This window comes from Bradyrhizobium zhengyangense (assembly GCF_022012555.1).
GTDB lineage: Bacteria > Pseudomonadota > Alphaproteobacteria > Rhizobiales > Xanthobacteraceae > Bradyrhizobium > Bradyrhizobium zhengyangense.
The window spans coordinates 802319-823425 of the sequence record NZ_JAKLTZ010000003.1 but is presented as its reverse complement, the minus strand read 5'-3'; the positions used below and the strand labels follow the sequence as shown (position 1 = coordinate 823425).

Genomic DNA, 21107 nt, shown 5'->3' with positions numbered 1-21107 from the left:
CCTATGACGCGGCCTTGAGCTTCGGCTGCGCGCCGGGCTTCGGCCGGCCAAGCTTCGCCAAAGCCTCCGTGCGCACGAGCTTCAGCCCTTCCTTGGCGTCGTAGCCATGGATCTCCTTCACATCGAGCTTGCGCATGAAGTCGATCGTCTCCTGGGTGATCACCTGGCCCGGCACCATGATCGGGAAACCCGGTGGATACGGGATCACGAAGTTCGCCGAGACCAGTTCGGGGCCGGCCTTCAGCCGGCGGTCGATCTCGGGATCGTGGAGGCGGATATGCTCGCAGCCCGCGACGTCATAGGCGGCGTAGAAGCCGGTGCGGATGTCGCCCTCGTTGGTCTTGGCGCCGGAATCGCCGCGGAAGCTCGGATGGAAGTGCGAGAAGTTCGGCAGGTCGGGCACGTCCTTCATCAGGCTCTTGACGCGCGCCTCGAAGGTCTTGCGCGCATTTTCGCCGCCTTGCACCAGCCCGCGGTCGACCTCGCCTGCGATCTCGGCGAGGACCCGAATGAGATGCGCGACGTCGCTGCGGGTGTTGTTGATGTTGGACTGGACCAGCACAGAGTTGCGCGAGGTCTTGTTGACCTGGATGTTGTACTCGTTGGCGAGAATGCCCTTGAACTGGGTGCCATCGAAGCCTGCCATGCCACACACGAGGGTCATGCGGGTCGGATCGAGGCAGAACTCGTCCTCGTCGAGGCTTTTCAGCGTCGTCGCCCAGTTCACGCCAGCCGAGAGATAATCCGTGAAGCCGCTCTGGCGGTATTGCGCCGGCACCATGGCGTCGGCACCAAGGATGCGGAAGTATTTCGAGAGCAGCGGATTGTTGTTGACGGCCTGACGGATCGCGAACGCGATCTCGATCGCATTGGCGACGAGACCATATCCCTCCAGCTCCATCTGCCGCCGCGAAATGTCGAGGCTGGCGATGAGCTGCTGGTTCGGGCTGGTGGAGGCATGCGTGAACACGGCCTCCTTGAACTGCTGCTCGACCGTGTGGAATTCGACGTCCTTGACCGACAGCATCGACCCCTGCCGGATCGCCGACATCGACTTGTGGGTCGAGTTGGTCTGATAGACCCGCAAGCGGATCTGCCTGGGATCGGGGATCAGCCTTGTGCTGAGCAGAACCTCATCCGTCGGGTTCTTGCCAAGCTGTGCCTGCTGCTTCTCATAGGCGTCGACCGATTTGGGATCACGCATCCACGCCTCGATGTCGTTGGCGGCGCCGAGGCCTGTGCGGCGGCGCAAGAACGGCGAGAAGCGCGCGAAGCCGAACCAGGCTTCGTCCCACAGGAAGATCAGGTTCGGCTTGATGGCGAGACATTCCTCCATCACCCGGCGGGTGTTGTAGATGTGGCCGTCGAAGGTGCAGTTGGTCAGGTCCAGCATCTTGACGCGGTCGAGCCGGCCCTCGGCCTTGGCGTTCAGCAGCGCCTGCTTGATCGTCTTGAGCGGCACTGCGCCATACATCGAATATTCCGTCATCGGGAACGCTTCGACATAGAGCGGCTGCGCACCGGCGAGCACCATGCCGTAATGGTGCGACTTGTGGCAGTTGCGATCGACGATCGCGATGTCGCCCGGCGCAAGCAGCGCCTGCACCGCCATCTTGTTCGAAGTCGAGGTGCCGTTGGTGACAAAGAAGACGCGGTCGGCACCAAGCGCCCTCGCCGCCTTTTCCTGGGCTTTCTTGATGTTCCCGGTCGGCTCCAGCATGCTGTCGAGACCGCCAGTGGTCGCGCTGCTTTCGGCCAGGAACAGGTTCGGGCCGTAAAACTCGCCCATGTCGCGGATCCAGTCGGATTTGAAGATCGACTTGCCGCGGGCGATCGGCAGCGCGTGGAAGGTGCCGATCGGACGCTGGGCGTATTTCTTGAGATTGTCGAAGAACGGCGTGTCGTAGCGATCCTGGATGCCCTCGAGGATCGACAGATGCAGCTCCAACAGCTCTTCCACCGAATAGAAGATGCGGCGAACGACGCTGGCCTCGGGGTTCCCGGCGAGTTCCTCGACGTCTCGGTTCGAGATCATGTAGAGGTCGAGCTCGGGCCTGACCCGCTTGATGATCTGGGCAAGCCGCAGCGCGGACGCGTCGGATTCATCCTTGAGACCGGCCGTAGCCGTTAACGAACGGAGGACCGGCGCATCGTGCCGCGAACGAAGGCCAAAGCCCTCGTTGATGATGACGGCGCCCAGATTCGGATTGAGCATGGTCGCGCAGAAGGCGTCTTCGAGGCTGCCGACGATGACCGGTTCGTAGATGAAGCCATCCTCGGGGCGGCGCAGCTTGCGCCATTCGGCCGCGAGAGCCGGCCATTGGCTGGACGGCATGCCGGTGACGATCAAAGTCTCGAAATAGGGTCGGCGTGACTTATGACCACCGAAGGTGGGCGACACCAGTTCGGGCGCATCGCCATTGCCATCTTCCTTCGCATTCCAATCGCCGGCATGCTGGCGGAAGGATCGCGTGGCCAAGGCCTGGGTGATCCGCGTCGCAAGCGACCGCGAGGCGGCCGCATCGCCCGACGAGGCTGCCTCGCGCAGGGCCGCCATCAATTGCAGGCCGGGATAGCCGTGGAATTCTTCCGTCACCGACAGACTGGCCAGCGCCTCGTCATAAGCCGCGCGATCGCCGCCGCGCGCCCAAACCTTGGCAGCCTCGACCAGATCACGCCAATCGTCCGCCCGCGCGCCGGGACCGGAGAAGAACTGGTCGATGCGCTTCTGCGCGGCCTTGGTGTCCTTGGACATATATCTCTCCCGATCCTTACAGGCGAAAGGTGATGCGGGATCGTGCTTTGGGCGCCCGTCGCTCCATTGATCCAAGTCAACGGTCGCACGCATTCTCGGCAGGCCGGGCGCGATGCCATTCGCATCGCAACAAGCTCGTCATGCCGTTCGCTGAGCCGGACCGCCGGTGTTTTCGCCGAGCACGCTGTCGAGCGAGCGCAGCCACTGACCGCTGTCGGTCTTCTCCCCGAGCCCCTCGGCGCGCAGGAGGTCGCGAAGCTGCGCATGCGCGCCGACGATGCAGAGGGTCACGTGGCGCGAGGCGAGCTCGTCGTAGAGATCGTGCAGCATGCGCGCGCCCGCCAGATCGATATAGGGCGACGCCGAAAGGTCGCAGGCGACCAGATGGACGCCCGGCGCGGTTCGGAGCGCGGTCAGCACTGTATCCAGAATCGTTTCGGCATTGATGTAGAGCAGCGACCCTTCGGGGCGAAACGCGATGATGCCAACGAGTGGCTCGACGTCCGCGTGCCGCGCGCTGTCCGAATAGCGGCCGCTGCCCGGCAAGCGGCCGAGGAATGCGACGTTCGGCCGCGAAGCGCGCGCCAGCAGCAGGACGATCGACGCGATCGAGGCCAGCAGGACACCCTGGAGGATGCCGAGCAACAGCACGGCAATCAGAGCGATCGACGCAGCGTAGAAGTCGATCCGGCTCACCTGCCACATCCGCACCAGCGCGCGGATATCGACCAGCTTGTAGACCGCGGCAAAGACGATAGCCGCGAGCACCGCCTTTGGCAGGTTGGTCAGCAGCCCCGTGAAGAACAGGAGACAGAGCCCTAGCGTCACGGAACAGATGACGAGCGCCAGAGGCGTTCGCGCACCGGCGCTGTCATTGACCGCCGATTGCGACAAGCCGCCGGCGACGGGATAGCCATGGCCGAAGGCGGCTGCGAGGTTCGCAGCGCCCAGCCCCAAGAACTCCTGGCGGACGTCGAGCGCATAGCCGTGCTTGACGGCAAAGCTCCGCGCCGCCGATACACCCTCGATATAGGCCAGCAGCACGCAGCCGGCTGCGAGCGGAAACAGATCGTCGAACTCAAGCAGGCCGAAGGTTGGCATGCCCAGCGCCGGGAGCCCCTCCGGGATCTTCCCGGTAACGGGCACACCGAGGCCGGGAAAGCCTGATATCGTCGCCACTACAATCGCAAGCGCCACGACCGTGATGCCGACCGGCTTGCCAGGCAAGAGCCGTTCGCCGAGCAGAAGCAGCAGGAGTGCTACAGCACCGATCGCCAGCACCAGGAGATCGAGATGACCGAGCTGTCCGACCAGCTTGAAGGCACGGTCAAAGAAATTGTGTCCGCCGCCGGCAACGCCGAATAGGCTCGGCAACTGGCTCATGATGATCGTGAGCCCCGCCCCCGCCTTGAATCCGACAAGGATGCTGTCGCTAACGAGCCGAACCAGCACGCTGAGCTTGAACAGCCAGGCGATGAAGCAGAGCACGGCAACGCCGAAAGCCGCGAGACTTGCGATCTGCGCGTATTTCACGGCATCGCCGCCGGCGAGCACGCCGACGGTCGCGGCGATCATCAGCGAGATCGCCGACGTTGGGCCGATCGCCAACTGCCGCGAAGCCCCAAGCAACGCATAACCGATGCCGCCGAGCATGTAGCCATAGACACCGATCTGCGGCTGCAGGCCGGCGAGCGCGGCGTAGGCCAGCGAAACCGGAATGGCGTACGCGGCGAGCGTGACGCCGGCGACGGCATCGGAAGGAAGCCATTCGCGACGATAGGCGGCAAGCCAGCCAGCCGGTGGAAAGAACCGCGTCCAGCTCGATTCGGGTGGCGTATTCATGTGATCACCTCACGCGGTGTCGCTTCGCAGCGCAGCAGGACAATCAGCAGCGCGACGACGGGAATGCCGAGCGCGAGGTTGGGAATGGTCTCGGTGGCGAAGGCACCAGCGGCCGCGCCGCAGCCGAACACCGCGCACAGCGCGAAGAAGATGGCGGACCTGCGCAGGGTCCCAAGCGGCGCACCTCCGTAGGCGACCGCGAAGATATTCTCGACGGTCTGACGCATGTTGCCGGTGATCATGACCGTGCTGCAAGCCACGCCCTCGACTTTGATAAATATGGCCGACTGCATCGCCGCGACCATGGAAATGCCAAGCGTTCCTGCAATATCCGGCATCCGGTTGTGCAAGATGCCGATCACGATCAAGAAGACAATCTCGACCAGGACGCTGAGCGCGCTGGCCCGCTCTCCGGCCACACGGCGCAGCCAGGCGGCTATGACGATGCCGGCGGTGAAGGCCAGGATGGGCGGCACGAAATGCAATGCCTTGGTCCAATTGCCGGCCATGGCGTAGACCCAGAGAAAGATCACATTGGCCGTCTGGGCATTCGCCATGACGCCGTGGATGATCCAAGTATAGGCGTCAATATAGCCGCCGGCGAACGCCAGCAGCAGGACAATCTCGACCGTCTCATCGCGGCGGATTGCGCCGGCGGCAACGTCCAAGGTGCTCATGTCGACAATACGGAGCCTAAATTCTTCATTTGGTTCATAGGCGCCGCCGCGTCCTCGCCGGGGCTTGATCTGGATCAAGCAATCTCCCCCCGCAGCAAATCAAATCGCGGGAGAAGCGCCGGGGAACGTCGACCATGGAAACCGTCAGGTGGATCATCGCCGCCGCACCGGAAATCTTCCTGCTGCTGGCGATCGCGATCGGCACCATTCTCGGCCGTATCAAGGTCCGCGGTTTCTCGATCGGCACCACCGCCTGCATCTTGATCGTCGCCGTGTTGATCGGACAGCTCGGCAGCTTCACCTTTCCACCGATCCTGCGGGCCATCCTGTTCAGCCTGTTCGTCTTCACGATCGGCTACCGCTCCGGCCCGGAATTCTTCGCCTCCTTGAGCATCCGGACGCTGGCCCAGGTCGTGCTGTCGCTGGTGATCGGCGCGACGGGCCTCGTGCTCGTGCTGATCTTTGCCCGGCTGTTCAAGCTCGATACCGGCACCGCCGCGGGCCTCACCGCCGGTGCGCTGACCCAGTCCTCGGTGATCGGCACCGCATCAGGCGCGCTGGCGCAACTCGGCCTCGCGCCGGACATCCTGAAACAACAGGAAGCCAATATCGCCGCCGGCTATGCTGTCACCTACGTGCTCGGCTACATCCTGACGCTGCTGTTCGTCCCGTTCGTCGCGCCGCGGCTGATGCGGGTCGATCTCAAGGCGGAGGCCAAGAAACTCGAGGCCGAGCTTGCCGGCGGCGTCCCCGCGAAGTCGGACAATCTCTCCTACCGCAAATTCCAGGCTCGGGCCTATCGCGTCTCGGCGGCCGCCGGCCGCACCGTCGAAGCCATTGAAGCCGAGATCGGCGGGCGCACCGTCGTCGAGCGGATCGTCCGCCAGGGCGCCGACGTCGGACCGCATCGCGATGTCGTGCTCGAAAATGGTGACGACATCGTCCTGACCGGTCCGACCGCGGCGATCGTCGCCGCCAAGCCGGTCATCGGTGCGGAAATCGACGCCGACGAATTGTTGCGCAGCCTGCCCGGCAATGTCATCGACGTGCTGGTGGAGAACCGCAAGCTGCATGGCCGCTCGATCCGGGAAGTCGCCGAGATCGTCGGCGATAGCGCCCGCGGCGTCTTCCTGCGCGCACTGACCCGAATGGGCCGCGAGGTGCCGCTCGGGCCCGATACACGCGTCTATGTCGGGGACGTTATGACGCTGGTCGGCAGCACCCCCAATATCGCGCGCGCGACGGCGCAGGTTGGCTCTGCCCTGAACACGAGCGATCGCACTGATATTGCGTTTCTTGCCGCCGGCATTGCCATCGGTCTTCTGGCCGGTCTCGCCAGCTTCAAGATTGGCAATGTTGCGCTGACGCTGGGCGGCGGAGGCGGCGCGCTGATTGCGGGCCTGGTCTGCGGCTGGTTGCGTTCGCGCAAGCCTAGCATGGGCGCCATGCCGCCAGCCGCGCAGCAGACCTTGGGTGATATCGGCCTGGGCGGCTTCATTGCTGCGATCGGCCTGGGCAACGGCCTCGCCGCCTGGTCGGCGATCCAGGCCCACGGCTTGTTGCTTGTCGGCATGGGGATCGTTGTCACGCTCGTCCCGCTGACGGTCGGTACGATCGTCGCCTGTTACGTGCTGCGGATGAACCCGGTTGTGACGTGCGGCGCGCTGGCCGGCGCCATGACGGTCGATGCCGCCGTGACCGGCGCCTGCGACGTTGCCGAGAGCAAGACCCCGGTGCTTGGCGTTGCGGTGCCGTATGCGGTCGGCAACGTCGTGCTGACGGTGCTCGGTCCGATCGTCGTCGCCGCCACATATTCGGGATGACGGAGGCCCAGATGCGTGACTTGCGTGCAATCCTCGGCCCGTTCGTGACGGTCATGCTCGGCCTCCTCATCTTCGCAGCGCCGGCGCGCGCCGATGATGAGGTCCGCATCCAGGAGGAGCTCTGGGCCCTGACGTTGCCGTTACCGATGTTCGCCTATCTCGTGCGCCCGGTCGGCGACGGCCCCTTCCCGCTCGTGATCATGAACCACGGCGTTTCGCTCAACATGGCTGACCGCAGCTTTTTCCCGCTGGTGGAGTTTCGCGACGCAGCCAAATGGTTCGCGAAGCGCGGCTATCTCGTGATCGCGCCGGTGGGCACCGGATATGGGGCGGCCGCGATCGATATTCCGGAGCGCGGGCTGTATGGACCATTTTTCTCGAAGATCGGCAAATGTGAGAACCCCAATTTCCCCGATGCCGGCCTCGCGATCGCACAGGTCGATCGCTGGATCATCGACTATCTGACCGCCGAGAAGCGCATCATTCCAAAGGATGTCATCGTCGTCGGCCAATCCGCCGGTGGTTGGGCGTCAATTGCATTATCGAGCATGAACCCACCGGAAGTGAAGGCCATCATCACTTTCGCCGCCGGCCGTGGCGGCCGCGTCGGGGGCAAGCCGAACAACAATTGCGCGCCCGACAAGCTCGTCGAGGCGACGGGGAATTTCGGCCGCACATCGCGGATACCGATGCTGTGGATCTACATCGAAAACGACACGTTTTTCGGCCCTGATCTGTCGAAGCGGATGCATGCGGCCTTTACCGCCGCCGGCGGCAAGGCAGAGTACCATTTGATGCCGCCATTCGGAAGTGAGGGCCATTACTTTATTGGCTCGCCGGACGCGATCCCGATCTGGTCGCCAATCGTGAGTCAGTTTCTCGATGCGCAAAAATGAGCCTGAACTTGGGAGCCGCGACGATGCCCCGTCCTCTTCGTTTTCTTTCCGGCTTTCTGGTCCTCGCTGTCGCTAGCTCCGCGACGAGTCCAGGCCTCGCCGCACGGAAGGCGACGGCGCAAGTCGACAAATCGGCTGAGGTCGCAACGCGAGGCCAGCGCGAAGCCAAGGATGTCACCTATGGCGACTGGCAGAAGGTATGCTTCACGGCGGGCGGCGCGCCCAAGCTCTGCCGAACATCCATCACCGGAATATTTCCAACCGGACAAACGGCAATACGCGTGGACCTCATCGAGCGCGAGGACTCACCTATGGTGCGTCTGCAACTGTTCATGCCCGTCGGCATGTATCTGCAACAGCCGGCCAAGGTGAGGATCGATCAAGGCTCTGCTCGCCGGGTCCCCTATAATTGGTGCGCCACCAATACCTGCATCGCAGCTGATGTTGCCGACCCAGCCATGATCAAGGAGATGGAGTCCGGCAAGACGCTGACGCTGGAGGTCGTCGACGCCAATCTGCTTGCCTTGACGACGTCGATACCGCTCGCGCAATTCGCCACCGTCCACAAGGGTGCGCCGGCCAAAACGCTGGAGCAATATGTCGACGAATGAGAGGGGCCGAAAAGTCAGGCGGCGGATGCACGCTCGACTGAGGCGATCAGCGATTGCGCCGAGAATGGCTTTGTCAGATATGCAACGCAACCTGATGCAATCGCGGCGGCACGATTTGCCGCACTGTCATTTCCGGTGATGTAGATGACCGGCGCGACAACCCCCTGCCCTGCCAGTCGGAGCCTCAAATCGATGCCCGACTTTCCACCGAGATTGATGTCGAGCACGATGCAGATCGCCTTGTCGAACTTGCCCTGATCGAGCAAAACGTTCGCTGAGTCGAACAACGTTGCAACGAACCCGTGCGCACGAAGCAGCCTGCTCAGGCTGGTCCGCATCGAAGGGTCGTCATCGACGACGAAAACTGTATCGCGGGACGGCAAGGAGGCGACCTTTCGGTCCGGCGCTATCTATAGCGCGATGCCCGCATGGCAGCACCGCTCCACGAACTTTCATATTGTCCCTTAGGGCAGTCCAATGCGGCAAACTACTTTTCCAGCGACGGGAAGCTAATCGCCCTTCGTATCGAGCATCCCAAGTCGTTCCGCGATCGAAACAAGCTCTGCAAGCGAATGAACTTGCATCTTCTCCATCACCTGATGGCGGTGGGCTTTCACGGTCCGCTCGGTCGTCCCCAATTCATATGCGATCTGCTTGTTGATCTTGCCGCGGACAATGAGATCAAACACCTGCCGTTCGCGCTGGGTCAGCCTGGCGAGGTGCGCGCGAAAAACCTCTAGCCTGCCACGTTGGCTCCGCACGGCGTCCTGCCGCGCCAGCGCACGTTCGATCGCGTCAAGCAGCAATTCTGACGAGACCGGCTTGGTCAGAAAGTCTTCCGCTCCGGCCTTGATGGTCCGCACCGTCGTTGCCGTATCGGCATGTCCGGTCAGGAAGATGATGGGCAGCGTCGAGCCTGACGCGACCAGCCGGCTCTGCAATTCGGGGCCGCTCAGTCCCGGTATCCGCACGTCGAGCAGAATGCATCCCGGCTGATCGTCACCTGGCGCTGCGTCCAGCAGATCCTGCGCCGACGCATAAGTCGCGACATCATAGCCGGCGAGCTTCAGCCGGCGTTCGATAGCCGTCCGGAACGATGCGTCGTCATCAACTACGTGGACCAGGCCGGGCACTCTTCACCTCTCGCAAAGTCTAGCAATGACGGATGAAAGACCGAAACGATCGTGCTTCCACACGGCATCCTTTCCGAAGGCAGCAAGGGCTTCTCAATCCGCGCAACGAAATTTCATTCTGTCCCTAGGTACATTGGCCCTTGGGACAATGGATGGGAATACCGCGATAGTCGTAAATCAACTTCAGCGGGAGTGGGATAGCGCGGCGCATTTCCTGCGGCGAGATTTTCTGTCCGACAGACCAATTCGGCGTTGAGCTGAGGAGTTGGCCTATGTTCGTTCGCATCACCACGGATTCCGCGCCCCGCCCCAATTCGCTCCGCGACCTCGGCATGACCAGCTCGTCAACTGCGCTGGTTAGTCTGAGCGAATTTTCCTACAAGAAAGGTTCTGAAGTCTACGGCGAGAAGGAACCCGCCGATTATGTCTATCAAGTCAAGTCTGGGGCGGTGCGGAGCTACAAGCTGCTGTCGGACGGTCGCAGGCAGATCGGCGCCTTTCATCTCACTGGCGATATCTTTGGCCTGGAGAATGGCAGCGAGCACCGGTTCACAGCCGAGGCGATCGTCGATACCACGGTACGTCTCGTCAAGCGGCAGAGCCTTGAACTGGTCGCTGAAAGTGACACCGTGGTCGCCAGGAACCTGCTCAGCATGACCACGAACAATCTGCAGCATGCGGAAGATCATATGCTGCTGCTCGGGCGCAAGACCTCGCTGGAGCGCGTTGCGGCGTTCCTGCTCGAGATGGACAAGCGGCTGACAGCGGCTGGGGTCATGGCGCTGCCTATGTCGAGGCGCGATATCGCCGACTATCTCGGGCTGACGCTAGAGACCGTCTCACGTGCATTGTCGCGGTTGCATGAACTTGGCGTCATCGGCTTTATCGGCAACACACAGCGCCAGATCGTGTTGCTGGACCGGCACCAGCTTGCAAGCCTCGATCTGCCGGCTTGATCAGACGGGAAACCGCTAATGGACGGTGCGCGAAGCACCATCCAGGATGGTTCGCGCGACGTCCGTTGTCCCGGTGATGATGATCTGCACGCCGATGCAGAGCAGCAGGAATGCCGACAGCTTTGTAACCACGCTGGTGCCTTCCTCGCCGAACACGCGCGCCATGGCACTCGACTTGCGGTAGGCGTGGTATATTGCCGCGGTTACGGCGATCGCAATTGCCAGCGAAACAATCGACGATCCGAACATCGCGTCCAGACTGTCGGTCCGGCTTATTCCGATGGCGATGGCGGTCGCAATCGTCCCAGGTCCGGTTGTGAGCGGGATCGTCAGCGGGAAGAACGCCATCCGCTTCATGGTCGCAAGATCGGCAGTCGCCTCCGCATGGGGCCCGGCCGCACCGGGCAAGGCGTGGAGCATCGACCAGCCGGTTGCGGCAACCACGAGGCCCCCGGCAATCCGCAGCGCCGGTATGGTCACGCCGAAGAAGTTCAGAATCTGGCTGCCGAGAAACTGCGAGACCAACAGAACAGCGAATGCATATCCGGCAACGCGCAGCGCAAGATCCGCACGCTCGTCCTCAGAAAGGCCCCTGGTCCGGTCGAGGAAGATGAAAGCCAGCCCGTAGGGATTGATGATCGCGAACAGCGCGCCAAAGCCGAACAAGAAATCGGCAACCCACCGGGATGTCGCGAAATTGGGCATCTGGCCTCAGATCCCGTTGCGCCGCGAAAGGTTTCCGGACGAGCCTGACAGGCACGATCCGCACATCACGTCAGCTCCGCCCGATGGTCGCTTCGGTCCATGTCCAGCGAAATTGCGTTTCGGAGTGCTCTCATCGTTTTCGGGACAGTCGCATTCACGGCACTTGTTCCTTTCCCCGGACGGCGTCGTCCTTGATCAGCCCGACGTGGTCGAGCGTCTTGCGCAGGACCTCGAACAGAATCGCGGCTGACCAGCCGAACAGCAGCACGCCGTTCATCGCGGTCAACGGCCCGATCAGCCGCCATTCGCGCACCGGCGTGATGTCGCCGTAGCCAAGCGTCGTGTAGTTGACGAAAGCGAAATAGACGAGGTCGCTGTCGGCAGCGGCCACGGCCTGGACGACGGCATAGGTCCATGCCCATACCAGAACTTCCAGCGCGTGCGCGACGTTCAGGACCGCTGCCGTCGCAACCATCACGCCCATCAGGTGCAATCTCGGCCGCTCAACCTTTCGAAGACCTGCGCTGCGGGCAATTGCGACGGCGACGAGTGTAACCAGCGCGTGGATGCCGATATTGATCGCACTGATCAGCGCGCCGACCGTCAATTGCAACAGCATAAGGATCGACCAACCTCGCGGGTGCCGAACGATATTCAAGGGGGGCTGCAATCGTCGACGTTGATTTGGGTCAACGATCGGCAATCCCGTCCGGCACCGGCGCGGCCTGCTCGATGCGGATCCAGGCGGCGGCAAGCTCCCAGGCAACCGCCAGGATGATCGGCCCGATGAAGAGCCCGATGATCCCGTGCGCGAGCGTTCCGCCGATCACGCCGATCAGGATCACGAGCGTAGGCGTGGTCAGCCCGCGCCCCATGACCAAAGGCTTCAGGATGTTGTCGAGCAGGCCGACGATGACGAAGAAGACCGTCAGCGGCAGTGCCGTGGTGATGTCCTTGTCCGTCCAGATCCAGATGACCACGGGAAGAAGAACGATGGCCGCGCCGATCTGCACGATCGACAACAACAGAACGATGACGGCGAGCAGGCCTGCGCTCGGAATGGCGGCGAGCTTGAAACCGATGCCGGCGAGCAAGGCCTGAATGATCGCAACGCCGATCACGCCCTGCGACACCGCGCGGATGGTTGCGCCGGAGAGCTCTAGAAAATGCTCGCTCTGTTCCGGCACGATCCGGTACAGGAAACTGCGAATCGCGCCGGCAAGCTGCGGCCCGTAGGGAAAAAGGAGCCCGGCGACCAGCACTGACAGCAGGAACTGAAGCGTGCCGATGCCGGCGCTGCCGACGAATGACAGCATGAACCCGGCCAACGGCTTCAGATACGGTGTGACCTCCCGCAGCACCGCGCGGATATTGGTGTAGGCCAGATTCCAGAGATCGTAGAGCTGCGGGCCGATCAAGGGCCAGCTCTTGATCCGCTCAGGTGCTTCCCGAAGCGCGAGCTCGCCAGCGCTGATCTGGCTTGCGATGTCCCTGATCCCTTCGACGGCACTCAAGCCTAGCCACGCCGCGGGCCCGATGACGATGCCGAGCATGACCACCGTGAGGATGGCCGCCGCAATACGCGGGCTGCCGCCGAGGAATTTGGCGAGCCAGCTGAAGACCGGATAGAACGCCACCGCGAGCACCGCGCTCCAGGTCAGGATCGGCACGAACGGCTGGATGATCAGGAAGGTCCACACGACCAGCAGCCCGAGCAATCCGAGCCGGATCACGAGCTGGATGACGCCGTCGGTCGTCAGAACTTGTCGAATTGTCTTCACGCGCGGTGCCTGTGTCCTCAGGAGCCCGCCAAGCGTAGCCGCCCCGCTCGCGCAGCCGGCTTGATCCAGATCAAGCAGTTCCGCCGCAGTCACCAGCCTGATCGCCGGATGCAGACGACAGTCGTCGTCTCCGCCTCATAAACGCAGCGAGACACCGATGACTGATGCCGCGAGCTACTCGCACAGGGACACGTTGCGCGACGGCACGCCCGTCGAGATCCGAGCGCTCCGCCCCGAGGATGCGGTCGAGATGCTCGCCGCGCTGGGCCAGACCAGCGCGCAGTCGCGGCGGCGTCGCTTCTTCATCCCGAAGCAGCATTTTTCGGACAGGGAGCGCGACTTCTTCATGGAGATCGATTTCGAGCATCATGTCGCGCTGGTCGCCTGCGTGGACGATGCGGGCATCGTCGGCGGCGGCCGCTACATCGTCACAGAGCCTGGCCGCGCCGAAATGGCCTTCATGGTGATCGACGCCTGGCAAGGGCGCGGCATCGGCGGCCTGCTACTGCGCCACCTGATCGCGCTGGCGCGCGACGCCAAGCTGAGCGAATTGACGGCCGAGGTGCTCCTCGAGAACGCCGCCATGCGCCGCGTCTTCGATAGATTCGGATTCGTGCGCGTAAAGGGCCAGGATCCCGATGCCCTCCACCTGGAATTGAAGTTGAGCTAAATCGGATCAAACTCCAGTCAATTCAGCCAATTAGACAGAATTATTGACGCTGAAATTGAAGGGGTGACCTGTCAACCTTTGCAACTCCCGCAGCGCGCCTGCCTCGCAGAGCCGCGCGAGGACACGCTCCCAGGCTGGAATGCGAGGCCCCCGGTACCGGGCACGGCCGGCCGATGCCCCCTCTCCGAGGACACGGCGGCGATCTGCCCCCCACCCGTGAAGCCTTCACGCGATGGATTTTGTATTTCTGTTCGTTAAGATGCCCCCAGGGTTAGCCACTCACAGCTTGCTCCGGAGTGCATGGATGCAGAACTTTGTAACCGGATGCGTTGTGGTCGCTGTGGGTTTTATGGTCTTGCTTGCCTTCTCCCAAAAGCACCATCAATGCTGGAATGGGCACGTGCTACAAGACTTGCACGAGCATGTGCTCACTCGTCAGCCTTGCGGATCCCTCAGTAGCTCCTCCATGTAGGAGTCCGCCGCTCTCTTCCACTCCCGCGACGCGCAGTAGCGCCCGCGCATTTTGAGCCGCCAGTAATCGCGAATTTTAACTCTCGCCGGCGCTGCGCCTGGATCGCGGAATGCCACGCGTCAAACGCCGCCGCGACTCCGAACGGAGCAACCAGCGGCTTGCCATCAGGCCAGGAAAACCACCCGTTCTCCCAAGTGACGAGCCCGTCTTCGTGAACCCTGCCATTCACGAGGGGTTCATACCTGCTGAAGCACGCTTCGCCTTATGGAGGTTTTCAGATGATCATTATCGGCCTCGCCGCATCGCTACTCGCAGGTCAGGCTTTGCCGACCATGGACTTTCAGCCGCCTATGCAGCAGGTCCAGTACGGCGTCCCCAGGCACCCGCCCCCTTGTGGGGACGGTTGGGATATCAGTGCTCGGGATGGCTGGTGCTATCCGAACGGATACCTTCCGCCTCAGGAACAGGCTGCGAGGCAGTGGCAGTATCGACGTGGATACGGTTACGGCGGCCGATATCCCGTTCCTTGCGGCAACGGTGCTGACATCGATATCCGAGATGGGCAATGCTACCCGACCGGGACAGTACCGCCTCAATTTCAACAGGGCCGGCAGGGGTACTACGGCGACGATTACTACGATCGCCGCCCCCGGCGCTATTATCGCTATTATTAAGGAAGCCGCCGCCTGAACCGGCGGGCCTTGGTCGTCTCGGCGCAATCAGCCGCTGCTGGTCGCGCTTGCGGTGAGTTCGACGACGGCGCCTCATTGGTCACGCTCCGCAAGCATGCTGCTCGAGAGTGACCTGGGCATAGGTCGCGACAAATGCTCGAATTGCAGAAAACGTTCGCGAACACGCGAGTACCGAGCAATCGACTGATTTTGCTGGATTAGCGCACTTTTTCTTACCTAGCGTTCTGCACAGGGATCCGGAACACGGGGACAAACGGAACTCTGCCGATCGCGAATCCCTGCCCGGGGTTAACCGCTCGGCCGAGGACGAAACTCACTATCCGGAGCTCACGTCTCACGTACCGAATTACCCCGCATGTCGCGGCGCCAAGCGCCCGGGCTTAGACCGACCAAAGTGGAAAATACCCGCGTAAAATGGCTTTGATTGGCAAAACCGACCGACATTGCGATCTCGGCGAGCGACAGGTCCCGAACGGTCATCAACTGCTTCGCAGCGCTGACGCGTTGGCGAAGCAGCCACTGATGTGGCGGCAGCCCGACGGACGCTCGAAACGAGCGAGAAAAATGGCCAACCGACAGGCCCAACTCCGCCGCGATCTCCTCCAACGCGAACTTCCCGCTGAGATCCGACTCGAGCTTTTCGCAAGCGCGCCTCACCTGCCATGGGGCAAGACCACTGGGCACGAGTTCGGCGTTGCGCAGGCCACCATACGCCTGAGCGACGTGCGCAGTGAGCGCAAGCATCATGTGGTCTACGAAAAGCTGGTTGGCTTCAGCGGGCCGGCGCAATCCCTGGCGAAGTGCCGCGCCGATGTGATGCACGACTTCGTCGCGAAAGCCGGTGCCGAACTGGCAATCGAGCTGCCCGACACGCCGCACGCCGAACTGCCCTGCAATGCCGTTAAGGGCCGAAGCAGGAACGTAGAAATGAACAGAATGGAACGGCTTGTCGATCACAAAGCGCGGATCGTTCTTCAGGTCATAGAGGTAAGTCGCGCCTGCCCGGATATTGGGCTTGGTCACGCACTTGCCATGCTCCCAATATTCGCAATCCGGGTAATCGCGAAGCTTCAAGCTGACGAGGTAGGCGTCTTCCGGATCGACCGCACCGCAAAGGCCCGGAACGGGATTGTCATCCCGCGTTTCCGTCGCAGCGACCTCGACGCCGCGCACGGAACGGGCGATCAGCGACGAGGGCGTGTCCCGAAGGTGCAGAAGCTCCCTGAACTTCTCCCCATGAAAGCCGCTCTGTGCCATATCGGTCGACCATCGCTCCTACAGACCCGCAGATCAGCCTACTGCCACGTCGGCCTCCATTATCGCGGTTGAGGGAGAGCCGTCCAGCGGAACCCATGACACGAATGGTTTACAACGCGATTTCAACGTGTTGCCGCGGCGTCGAGACCCGCCGCCACCAGGATCCTCGCGAGTTGCTTGCGCGCGTAAAAGATCCTGCTTTTCACGGTCGCCTGCGGAATGCCGATGATCTCGCTGACTTCGGCCGTGGAGTTTTCACGATAGTAGTACAGGTCGATGATCTCCCGGTGAGCCGGGGATAGCTCATCGATACACGCCCGCAAAAGTCCCTCTGTTTCCTTGCGGTCCAGAGCAACATCAGGTGTATCCCCGTCATCGATGATCCCAAGAGTCTCGTCTTGATCGATCTTCTCGTGCGTTCGTTCTCGCCGCGAGTTGATGGCCTTGAATCGGGCGATCGAGAGCAGCCATGTGGAAACGCGCGCGCGACCTTCGAACATGTTTGCGGAGCGCCACACATCGAGGAACACCTGGTTGACGAGATCGTCGACGATCGCGGGATTCCGGACGAGACACCGAATGAATTGGGACACTCTCTTGCGGTGGCGGGCGAAGATGATGTGCATGGCCGCCTTGTCGCCCTCGGCGACGTTCTTCAGCAGCATCTCGTCGGAAACGTCGGCCTCCTGGCGGACCGCATAGACCAGCCTCTCGCGGCTCTTGGCATCGAATGGCCCGTCCGATGATTGCAAAACAGGATCATTGCACCTGGTTGCGGACGCGACTGAGCCCATTTGGGCGCAGCCGGATAAGGGAGCGCTTCGCCGAGGTCGATGAAATGATGGGGTACGCACCCGCGCTCGTTGTCGTTCCCTGATAACAGACATCGTCCCCTCCGTTCTCTTGACGAGATTGCGATGAGGATGGGTCGCATGAAGCCTCTTCGGCTATCCTACGAGGGGCGTCCGCTTCTAGTCTTCTGGTCTAGGGTCTATTACCCGCTCGGCGGGCCAAGGGGAGCTCGAAGCCGTAGCTCCGGTCAGGTCTCTCCGTCGGGCACACGCTTGTGAAACGCTCACGACGGCTCTGGGTCGCAGGTGACGACTTTGCCCAAACGCACGATCGCCTCAAGGCGCAGAGCAGAATCAGACAAAACACGCGGGTTTTGGGAAAGACGACGGTATTGCATAGCCTTAAGAGCCGTAAGAACCCGGGTGAGACCGCGAAGCTGAGGGCCGAAAGCCCCGGCCAGGAAACGGCGACAAACCGCGGAGCAGGAAGCGATCAAGAGGCCAAGCCATGCTTGATATTACCGCCAGCTCTCATGCTCCACCTGACCCGCCTTGCCATCTCATGACCATCAACGCCGACATCACCGACCGTCCGCTTGTGCTGATCGTGGACGACGACGAAGAGATTCGCTTCGCGCTGCGCGAGTTGCTGCTGTCGGTTGGACTCGACGCGTGCTGCTTCGGCTCGACCCAGGAACTGTTGCACGCCGATCTGCCGGAGCGACCGGGTTGCCTGATCCTCGACGTCCGCATGCCCGGCGCCAGCGGCCTGGATCTGCAGCAGCATCTTGCCGCAAACGGCAACGCGCGGCCGATCGTTTTCCTCACCGGTCACGGCGATATCGCCATGACGGTGCAAGCGATGAAGGCAGGAGCGGTGGATTTCCTGACCAAGCCAGTCAGGGATCAGGCGTTGCTCGACGCGGTCACCGCAGCGATCGAAAAAGACCTGGCGCAAAGGGCATCGGCCGAACGTGTCCGCCAACATGTCGATCGCTACGTGACATTGACTCCGCGCGAACGTGAAGTGCTGCGTGAAGTGGTCAGGGGTCGTCTCAACAAGCAGATCGCGTTCGATCTCGGCATCAGCGAAATCACGGTCAAGCTGCACCGCGGCAATGCGACGCGGAAACTCCAGGCCGGATCGGTCGGCCAGTTGGTCAGGATCTGGGAATCATTGCCCCCGGAAATTCGAGGGAAGCCATCGGCCTACACCAAAGAATAGGTACAACCCAGGACGCAATGGGCGGATGGTCGAAGGGCCATGCCAGCGAAAACCGCTCGTCCGCCCAAAGCACCCATCGTCGCTGTCATAGATGACGACGAGGCCGTGCGAGAGGCGCTTTCGGATCTCCTCTTGGTGCTGGGACTCGCATGCCGGACATTCGATCGAGCGGAAGCCTTCATGGCCGAATATCAGCCCGATCGGTTCGACTGTCTGATTACCGACGTGAGCATGCCGGGCCGGAGTGGCCTCGAACTCCAGGAGCGACTACGGGAACTTGGCTCGTCGATGCCGGTTATTGTCATCTCTGCTGATACAAATGCGGCCACCCGCGCACGCGCGCTGAGCGGCGGCGCCCTTGCCTGCCTGACGAAGCCGGTCAATGATGATGTTCTGCTTCGCCACCTGGAGTCGGCGCTAAACCGCGCAAGCGGCGTGCGCGACGATCGACGGGACGCACCGTCAGATGACTAATTCTTCCCGACGCGCCGCAGCAAACGGCCACGACCCCGCTTTCGCCGCTCCTTTCGTCGCGGAACTCTCCGATCTGGCATCCGAAAGCATCATCGTCAGCGACGTTCATGGTGTCATCAGGTACTGGAACCCGGCCTCGGAAGCGCTCTACGGATGGCCTGCCCTGGCGATGGTCGGGCAGCATGTCCAGACGATCGGATCGCTCGCCCACGCCGGCACCGACCATTTCAACGCACTGCTGCGCGAAGGCCGGTGGGAGGGTGTGGTCCACCGGCGCGGGCTGACCGGAACTGATATCGTCGCCGCCGTGAGACAAATCGTCAGGCGGGACTCCGCCGGCGACCTTCTCGATATTGTCGAATTCGGTCGTGACGCCGGGTCCCTCACCCGAGCGTCGTATCTGCGCATGGATGCGGAGCTGCAATCGTCCCTCGCTGCATCCTGGGAGCTCGACACGTCGGCCGCGCGCCCCTTGCTCGATGCGATCGCGGAACATCGACGTAGCGGCGTCGCGATCGACTTCGATCAGCATCCGGATTGGGTCGACAGGATGCTGTCCGCAACCCGCATCCTGGCCGTCAACGATCGCGCGGTCCGCATGTTCGGTGCGCATGCCGGCTACGAGCAGATGATCGGAAAATCCATCGACACGTTCTGGCCAGCCGAGAGCCGCTCTGTCCTGGCGACACTGCTCGAAAGTGTCGCCAGCGATCGCACGCGCCTCGAGACACGCAAGATGGTCTTGAGCGGGAGCTTGCGCGAACCCGTCATCAAGGCCTGGCATTCGGCGGAGCCGAAGCCGCCCGACACCGTGTTCGTGACGATCAACGGCGTGACGAATGACGACCGGACCACCTGGGAACTGCAGGCGAGCGAGGATCGATATCGCAGGCTGATCCAGTATCTTCCGACCGCGCTTTGGCAGGTCGATTCGCGTCGCGCAGGTGAGGCTTTCGACCAATTGAAGGCAGCCGGTGTCCACGATATCGCGGCCCATCTCGGGCGCAATCCGGATCTCGTCGAACACGCCAAAGACGTCGTTCGCGTCACCGACGTCAACCGGGACGCCGTCTCGCTGTTTCGCGCCGGCAACCCCGCCGATCTCATCAAGTCCGTCAGGTACATTTTCGCCGCCGCTCCAGGACTGGCTGAACGAGTGATGGTGGCGCACTTCGAAGGCCGCCGGAATTTCATTGCGGAAACCAGGATCCGCGCCTTTGACGGTTCGATCGTCGACGTCCTGTTCACGGTGACATATCCGGTGCCGCCCGAGCAGCTCGACAACACCTTCATCACCATGCAGGACATCAGCGAGCGGTTGAACGCCGAACAGCAGCTTCGCAAGCTGCAGGCCGACTTCTCGCATGCCGGGCGCATCGCGACGCTCGGAGAGCTTGCGACGTCGATCGCCCATGAAATCAATCAGCCGCTTGCGGCCATCGTGACTAACGGCGAGACCAGCTTGAGGTGGCTGGCACGCGAAGATCAGAACACGGAAAAGGTCACGCAACTCACCTCACGAATCGTATCGAACGCGCGCCGCGCCAGCGACATCATTCATCGCATCCGCGACATGGCAGCGAAGCACGAACCGGAGAAGCGCCTGATCGACCTGAACGAGGTGGTCGAGGAAGCGCTCCTGTTCATTCGCCATGACATCGATTCAAAGTCGATCCTCCTTTCAGCGAACTTCGGCGCTGAGCTTCCCAAGGTCATGGGCGACCGGATTCAGTTGCAGCAAGTGATCATCAATTTGCTGGTCAACAGCGTCCAGGCCATCGTGCAGTCGGGCCAACCGACGCGCCGGATCGACACCCGGACGTCGATCGACGACGAAGGTTCGGTGGTCTTCTCCGTTCTCGACAATGGACCGGGCGTTCCCGCCAAGGATTTGGAACACATCTTTGACAGCTTCTTCAGCACCAAGGATACGGGAATCGGCATTGGCCTCGCTATCTGCCAGTCGATCATCACGGCGCATGGCGGTCGTATCACGGGCGTGAACCGTGCGAACGGCGGAGCGCATTTCCACTTCGCGCTCCCGCCGTTGACGGTTGCCGGCCCTGAAACAAGCTCGGTGGCGCCATCCGCACGCGCATGACCCGAAAATCCGGCACATCACGCGTCATCCTATCCCAAGGTACAGCTGACTCTATCCGCTGAACCAGCCAGACCGAACCGGCAGCACGATACCGCTGCGCGCTGTTTCCCATCATCATGCACGGAACAAGGAGCCTGCCTCGGCGGCCACGTATAGGCCGGCGAAAGCGGAGCACAGGTTGTTCTCGACGCGAGCAATATCCATGAGCAAGCCGATTACCGATCCAGTCAAGGCTCTGCCGGTCGC

At 62.1% G+C, this 21107-nt stretch carries 18 protein-coding genes; 8 read left to right on the top strand and 10 right to left on the bottom strand.

Annotated features, from left to right (window positions below; translation table 11 throughout):
- Window position 1: 1 nt before the first annotated feature.
- The 3 genes from L6639_RS14575 to L6639_RS14565 all read right to left on the bottom strand — a co-directional run bounded on the left by L6639_RS14575 (window position 2) and on the right by L6639_RS14565 (window position 5274).
- Window positions 2–2755, bottom strand: a complete 2754-nt coding sequence (locus tag L6639_RS14575) for a decarboxylase (RefSeq protein ID WP_237862369.1) — start codon at window positions 2753–2755, stop codon at window positions 2–4.
- Between the two features lie 138 nt (window positions 2756–2893).
- Window positions 2894–4597, bottom strand: coding sequence for a SulP family inorganic anion transporter (locus L6639_RS14570; RefSeq protein WP_237862368.1), 1704 nt, complete (start codon window positions 4595–4597; stop codon window positions 2894–2896).
- The gene (locus tag L6639_RS14565; protein ID WP_237862574.1) at window positions 4594–5274 is read right to left on the bottom strand and encodes a YoaK family protein; all 681 of its coding nucleotides are present in this window, start codon (window positions 5272–5274) and stop codon (window positions 4594–4596) included. Before L6639_RS14565 ends, L6639_RS14570 begins: the two co-directional genes overlap by 4 nt.
- A gap of 134 nt (window positions 5275–5408) precedes the next feature.
- On the opposite strand from L6639_RS14565, the gene L6639_RS14560 reads away from it, so the two are divergent.
- Genes L6639_RS14560 through L6639_RS14550 form a run of 3 tightly spaced genes read left to right on the top strand, consistent with a single transcriptional unit; the run spans window position 5409 to window position 8604 of the window.
- Window positions 5409–7097 (top strand): aspartate:alanine exchanger family transporter, encoded by a 1689-nt coding sequence (locus L6639_RS14560; protein WP_237862367.1) that lies wholly within the window; start codon window positions 5409–5411, stop codon window positions 7095–7097.
- A gap of 11 nt (window positions 7098–7108) precedes the next feature.
- Window positions 7109–7993, top strand: coding sequence for an alpha/beta hydrolase family protein (locus L6639_RS14555; RefSeq protein ID WP_237862366.1), 885 nt, complete (start codon window positions 7109–7111; stop codon window positions 7991–7993).
- A 23-nt stretch (window positions 7994–8016) separates the two neighbouring features.
- Complete coding sequence (locus tag L6639_RS14550; protein ID WP_237862365.1) at window positions 8017–8604, top strand: invasion associated locus B family protein; 588 nt, start codon at window positions 8017–8019, stop codon at window positions 8602–8604.
- Between the two features lie 14 nt (window positions 8605–8618).
- Here L6639_RS14550 and L6639_RS14545 read toward each other — a convergent pair whose 3' ends face one another.
- Window positions 8619–8942 (bottom strand): response regulator, encoded by a 324-nt coding sequence (locus L6639_RS14545; RefSeq protein WP_237862364.1) that lies wholly within the window; start codon window positions 8940–8942, stop codon window positions 8619–8621.
- Window positions 8943–9113: 171 nt separating this feature from the next.
- A complete protein-coding gene (locus tag L6639_RS14540; protein WP_237862363.1) occupies window positions 9114–9737 on the bottom strand; it encodes a response regulator transcription factor in 624 nt (207 codons plus the stop codon).
- A 272-nt stretch (window positions 9738–10009) separates the two neighbouring features.
- Here L6639_RS14540 and L6639_RS14535 point away from each other — a divergent pair, with 272 nt between their 5' ends.
- Window positions 10010–10693 (top strand): helix-turn-helix domain-containing protein, encoded by a 684-nt coding sequence (locus L6639_RS14535; protein WP_237862362.1) that lies wholly within the window; start codon window positions 10010–10012, stop codon window positions 10691–10693.
- 15 nt (window positions 10694–10708) lie between these two features.
- Here the strand turns inward: L6639_RS14535 and L6639_RS14530 are convergent, their stop codons facing one another.
- From L6639_RS14530 to L6639_RS14520, 3 genes are all read right to left on the bottom strand, one after another.
- On the bottom strand, window positions 10709–11398 hold the full coding sequence (locus tag L6639_RS14530; protein WP_237862361.1) for a MarC family protein: 690 nt from the start codon (window positions 11396–11398) through the stop codon (window positions 10709–10711).
- Window positions 11399–11552: 154 nt separating this feature from the next.
- Window positions 11553–12017 (bottom strand): potassium channel family protein, encoded by a 465-nt coding sequence (locus L6639_RS14525; protein WP_237862573.1) that lies wholly within the window; start codon window positions 12015–12017, stop codon window positions 11553–11555.
- 70 nt (window positions 12018–12087) lie between these two features.
- Window positions 12088–13179: an AI-2E family transporter gene (locus L6639_RS14520; protein ID WP_237862360.1), complete on the bottom strand. Its 1092-nt coding sequence runs from the start codon at window positions 13177–13179 to the stop codon at window positions 12088–12090.
- Between the two features lie 157 nt (window positions 13180–13336).
- Between L6639_RS14520 and L6639_RS14515 the strand changes: the two genes are divergently transcribed.
- A complete protein-coding gene (locus L6639_RS14515; protein WP_237862359.1) occupies window positions 13337–13849 on the top strand; it encodes a GNAT family N-acetyltransferase in 513 nt (170 codons plus the stop codon).
- A 1491-nt stretch (window positions 13850–15340) separates the two neighbouring features.
- On the opposite strand, the gene L6639_RS14510 is transcribed toward L6639_RS14515, so the two are convergent.
- A complete protein-coding gene (locus L6639_RS14510; RefSeq protein WP_237862358.1) occupies window positions 15341–16270 on the bottom strand; it encodes a helix-turn-helix domain-containing protein in 930 nt (309 codons plus the stop codon).
- 122 nt (window positions 16271–16392) lie between these two features.
- Window positions 16393–17157 (bottom strand): sigma-70 family RNA polymerase sigma factor, encoded by a 765-nt coding sequence (locus L6639_RS14505; protein WP_237862357.1) that lies wholly within the window; start codon window positions 17155–17157, stop codon window positions 16393–16395.
- A gap of 466 nt (window positions 17158–17623) precedes the next feature.
- Between L6639_RS14505 and L6639_RS14500 the strand changes: the two genes are divergently transcribed.
- From L6639_RS14500 to L6639_RS14490, 3 genes are read left to right on the top strand one after another with little or no spacing between them, the layout of a single operon-like run.
- On the top strand, window positions 17624–18286 hold the full coding sequence (locus L6639_RS14500) for a response regulator transcription factor (protein WP_237862572.1): 663 nt from the start codon (window positions 17624–17626) through the stop codon (window positions 18284–18286).
- A 39-nt stretch (window positions 18287–18325) separates the two neighbouring features.
- Window positions 18326–18760: a response regulator transcription factor gene (locus L6639_RS14495; RefSeq protein ID WP_237862356.1), complete on the top strand. Its 435-nt coding sequence runs from the start codon at window positions 18326–18328 to the stop codon at window positions 18758–18760.
- Window positions 18753–20861, top strand: coding sequence for a PAS domain-containing sensor histidine kinase (locus L6639_RS14490; protein WP_237862355.1), 2109 nt, complete (start codon window positions 18753–18755; stop codon window positions 20859–20861). The genes L6639_RS14495 and L6639_RS14490 overlap by 8 nt, the downstream gene beginning before the upstream one ends.
- Window positions 20862–21107: the final 246 nt, after the last annotated feature.